The 3,786-nt window shown below is 70.7% G+C and carries 5 protein-coding genes; 4 read left to right on the plus strand and 1 reads right to left on the minus strand.

The features are described 5' to 3' along the window. The 3 genes from VFN12_RS07305 to VFN12_RS07315 all read left to right on the plus strand — a co-directional run. The coding region (locus VFN12_RS07305; RefSeq protein ID WP_325117972.1) for a phosphoribosylformylglycinamidine synthase subunit PurS at positions 1-163 on the plus strand (163 nt) is incomplete at its 5' end. Between the two features lie 52 nt (positions 164-215). Continuing rightward, the gene (gene purQ / locus VFN12_RS07310) at positions 216-887 is read left to right on the plus strand and encodes a phosphoribosylformylglycinamidine synthase subunit PurQ (protein WP_325117968.1); all 672 of its coding nucleotides are present in this window, start codon (positions 216-218) and stop codon (positions 885-887) included. Positions 888-1,010: 123 nt separating this feature from the next. Further along, entirely contained in the window at positions 1,011-1,151 is a 141-nt protein-coding gene (locus tag VFN12_RS07315; RefSeq protein ID WP_325117969.1) for a hypothetical protein, read from the plus strand. A 3-nt stretch (positions 1,152-1,154) separates the two neighbouring features. On the opposite strand, the gene VFN12_RS07320 is transcribed toward VFN12_RS07315, so the two are convergent. Further along, the gene (locus VFN12_RS07320; RefSeq protein WP_325117970.1) at positions 1,155-2,489 is read right to left on the minus strand and encodes a glycoside hydrolase domain-containing protein; all 1,335 of its coding nucleotides are present in this window, start codon (positions 2,487-2,489) and stop codon (positions 1,155-1,157) included. A 159-nt stretch (positions 2,490-2,648) separates the two neighbouring features. Here VFN12_RS07320 and VFN12_RS07325 point away from each other — a divergent pair. Beyond that, on the plus strand, positions 2,649-3,786 hold a 1,138-nt coding region (locus VFN12_RS07325), incomplete at its 3' end, for an AIR synthase-related protein (protein ID WP_325117971.1).

The following is a 3,786-nucleotide window of genomic DNA, read 5'->3' on the forward strand; positions in this document are numbered from 1 at the left end:
GCGATTCGAGCTCGTCCTCGAGGGCGAGGTCTCCGAGGAGGTGCTCGCCGAGGTCCGGAAGATGGCGGAGACGCTGCTGTCCAACCCGGTGATCGAGGACTTCGAGGTGCACGTGGAGGACCACTTCGTCGCCGAGATCGCCGCAGAGGAAGGCCGCCCGTGAGACACGCCCCACGCAGCTGCCGGCTGCGCTCCCACCTCCGCGGGGACCCCGCATGAGGGTCGGCGTCGTCACCTTCCCCGGCTCCCTGGACGATGTCGACGCCCGCCGTGCCGTCGGTCTCGGCGGCCACGAGGCGGTCGCGCTCTGGCACGGCGACCACGACCTCGGTGGCGTGGACGCCGTCGTCCTGCCCGGCGGCTTCTCGTACGGCGACTACCTGCGCTGCGGGGCCATCTCGCGGTTCGCTCCGGTGATGACGGAGGTGGTGGAGGCGGCCCGGAAGGGGATGCCGGTGCTCGGGATCTGCAACGGCTTCCAGATCCTCTGCGAGTCCCACCTGCTGCCGGGCGCCCTGATCCGCAACGACCACCGCAAGTTCGTGTGCCGCGACCAGCGCCTGCGGATCGAGAACAACCGCACGCTGTGGACGTCGGCCTACGACGAGGCCGCCGAGGTCACGATCGTGCTCAAGAACGGCGAGGGCGGCTTCGTCGCCGATTCCGCCACCCTCGACCGGCTCGAGGGGGAGGGCCAGGTGGTGGCCCGCTACCTCGACGGCAACCCGAACGGCTCGGCGCGCGACATCGCCGGCATCACCAACGAGCGCGGCAACGTGGTCGGCCTGATGCCGCACCCCGAGCACGCCGTCGAGGAGCTGACGGGCTCGGGCACCGACGGCCTCGGGTTCTTCACGTCGCTGGCGGCGTCCGCACTCCCCGGGTGACGCCGGAGCGTGCACCCGCTGGCGATAAGTCCGGGTGCCCGGGTAAGGAATAGGGCAGCTGCCCGATGTGCGGGCCTACCTCAGAGGGCGAGTCTCGACCCACGTCACTACCCAGGAGTCGAGATGTACGAGAGCACCAACACCTTCCTGCAGTCCGAGCTCACCTACCGCGCCGACCGGCTGGCCTCCGCCGCCGCGGGGCGCCGGCGTCGCCGGGTCCCGCGGGTACGGCGTCGGGCCGCTTCGGCCGACCACTCCGCGTGAGGGTCAGCGCTTGCCCTTCCCGAGGGCGGTCCACGTCGAGGCCGCGGCGATCCCGTTGACCTTCAGGCCCACCCGTCGCTGGTAGGTGCGCACCGCGGCGGCAGTGGCCTTGCCGAACACGCCGTGGACCCGGAGTCGTGCGTCGTCGTGCGCCGCGTTCAGGGCGCGCTGCAGCCGGCGCACCTCGGTTCCGGCAGACCCCCACTTCAAGACCTGGCGGCGGCCGTCCACGAGCAGCGACACCCAGTTCGGACGCGACCAGGTGTCTCTGGCCGCGAAACCGTGGTCCGCCTGCCAGGTCCGGAGGGCGATGCGCAGCTTCTCGTTGTAGGTGCCGTTCACGCGGCCGCCGTACACGCCCTGCTCCTGGAGGAGGCACTTCAGCGCCGCGACCATCTCGGCATCGGTGGTGCCGGGGGCGACGCCGCGGTAGGTCGGGAAGGAGACCTTGGTGCCGTTGCAGTGGTCCTCGGGCGCTGCCCACGACCCCCTGCCGACGTTCAGGAAGTTGCGGTCGATGTTGATCCTGACGCCGCCCCAGGTCTCGTCGTGCCCACCCTGGTACTGCTTCACCCGACCACCCGGTCGCCAGCCGTCGTTGCGGATGTACGACGAGCTGGTGTTGGCCACCCCGTCCCACCGGGCCAGCCAGATCATGTCGGGCAGGTGGAACGCGTCCGGCCGGTTCACGCGGGCGTTGTCGAGGACCTGGATGCCCGAGCCCACGCTGGAGTAGACGCCCGAGACGTAGTCGAGCTCGTGCAGCTTGAACGTCCAGCCACTGAGGAATCCCAGTGCCGACTCGCGACAGCGGGTGTTGGTGGAGTCGAAGCCCTCGAGGTCGTACCAGAGCGTGCTGCGCGGCGCGATGCCCAGCGCCTGCGCGGCGGCGACCGCCTCCACCGCCTCCTGGCGCCCCTGGGTCCGGGCCCGGCGGTACGTGCCGTCGGCGCCCGGCCGGCTGTTGATGGTCTCGTCGCTGCCGTACCGCGGGAACCGGGTGCTGCACGACGCCTGCGGTCCGAGTGTGATCGGCAGGAGGCGCCACCCCTTGCGGAGCTGGGTGTTGACCCACCTCCTGGTCAGGTTGGGTTGCGAGCGGCAGGCCCGGGACTCCCCGGAGATGTAGATGCCGACCGCGAGGAACGGCGAGTTCTTCAGCCACGCGTTCATGGCGCCCTGGGTCGGGGCCAGGCACTGGTCGAACCCGTAGCCCCTGAAGTCCCCCGGCGTGACGATGGAGCTGGCCTGGGCGGGGGTCACGGCAAGGGTCGCGGCGAGACCGGTCACGAGGGCGACGACGGCGGACCTGGCCGTGCGGGCGACCGAGCGAGTCATGGCGGGCTCCTGGGGACGTGAGCTCGAGCGGGCGCCGAGCGACGTCACCATAACCTCACAATTCACAGGCGTAACACGGTTCGTGATAACTACAGATCTGTGATTCCGCACCGGCGGGCGGGGCACGCGAGGCCCGGGTGGCGCCGGTAGATTGACGCCGTGCTCGACACCGTCGCCGTCGCCGCCGGAGATCCGGACCGGGAACAGCCCTTCGCCGAGCTGGGCCTCAAACCGGACGAGTACGCCCGGATCCGCGAGATCCTCCGCCGGCGCCCGACGGCGAGCGAGCTGGCGATGTACTCCGTCATGTGGAGCGAGCACTGCTCCTACAAGTCATCGAAGGTCCACCTCAAGCAGTTCTCCGAGCTCCCGCAGGAGACCCCGGTCGGCAAGATGCTGGCGGGGATCGGTGAGAACGCCGGTGTGATCGACATCGGCCAGGGCTACGCGGTCACCTTCAAGGTCGAGAGCCACAACCATCCCTCGTACGTCGAGCCGTACCAGGGTGCCGCCACCGGCATCGGCGGCATCGTCCGCGACATCCTGGCCATGGGTGCCCGGCCGGTGGCGGTGATGGACCCGCTGCGCTTCGGCCCGCTCGACGCCGACGACACCCACCGGGTGCTGCCCGGGATCGTCGCCGGTGTCGGCGGCTACGGCAACTGCCTGGGTCTGCCGAACGTCGGCGGCGAGGCCGTGTTCGACCCCACCTACGTCGGCAACCCGCTGGTCAACGCGCTGTGCGTGGGCGTGCTCCGGCACGAGGACCTCCACCTCGCCAAGGCATCCGGTGTCGGCAACCAGGTCATCCTGTACGGCGCCCGCACCGGCGGCGACGGGATCGGCGGGGTGTCCGTGCTGGCAAGCGAGACCTTCGAGGCGGGTGGGCCGGCGAAGCGGCCGAGCGTCCAGGTCGGCGACCCGTTCATGGAGAAGCTCCTGATCGAGTGCACGCTCGAGATCTTCGCGGCCGGGCTGGTGGCCGGCATCCAGGACCTCGGCGGAGCCGGGCTCTCGTGCGCGACGAGCGAGCTCGCCAGCGCCGGCGACGGCGGCATGCACGTCGACCTCGACCGGGTGCCGCTGCGCGACTCCACGCTGGCGCCCGAGGAGATCCTGATGAGCGAGTCGCAGGAGCGGATGATGGCGGTCGTCGAGCCCGGCGACGTCGACCGGTTCCTGGCCGTCTGCGACAAGTGGGGCGTCGAGGCCACGGTCATCGGCGAGGTCACCGACACCGGACACCTCCAGATCGACTGGCACGGTGAGCGCGTCGTCGACGTACCCCCGCGCTCGG

The sequence above is a fragment of the Nocardioides sp. genome (assembly GCF_035703625.1).
Classification (GTDB): domain Bacteria; phylum Actinomycetota; class Actinomycetes; order Propionibacteriales; family Nocardioidaceae; genus Nocardioides.

What these genes read in the sequence shown, in the direction of transcription:
- purQ (WP_325117968.1), top strand. Translation starts at nt 216, where the DNA reads ATGAGGGTCGGCGTCGTCACCTTCCCCGGCTCCCTGGACGATGTCGAC.
- VFN12_RS07320 (WP_325117970.1), bottom strand. Translation starts at nt 2,489, where the DNA reads ATGACTCGCTCGGTCGCCCGCACGGCCAGGTCCGCCGTCGTCGCCCTC.
- VFN12_RS07315 (WP_325117969.1), top strand. Translation starts at nt 1,011, where the DNA reads ATGTACGAGAGCACCAACACCTTCCTGCAGTCCGAGCTCACCTACCGC.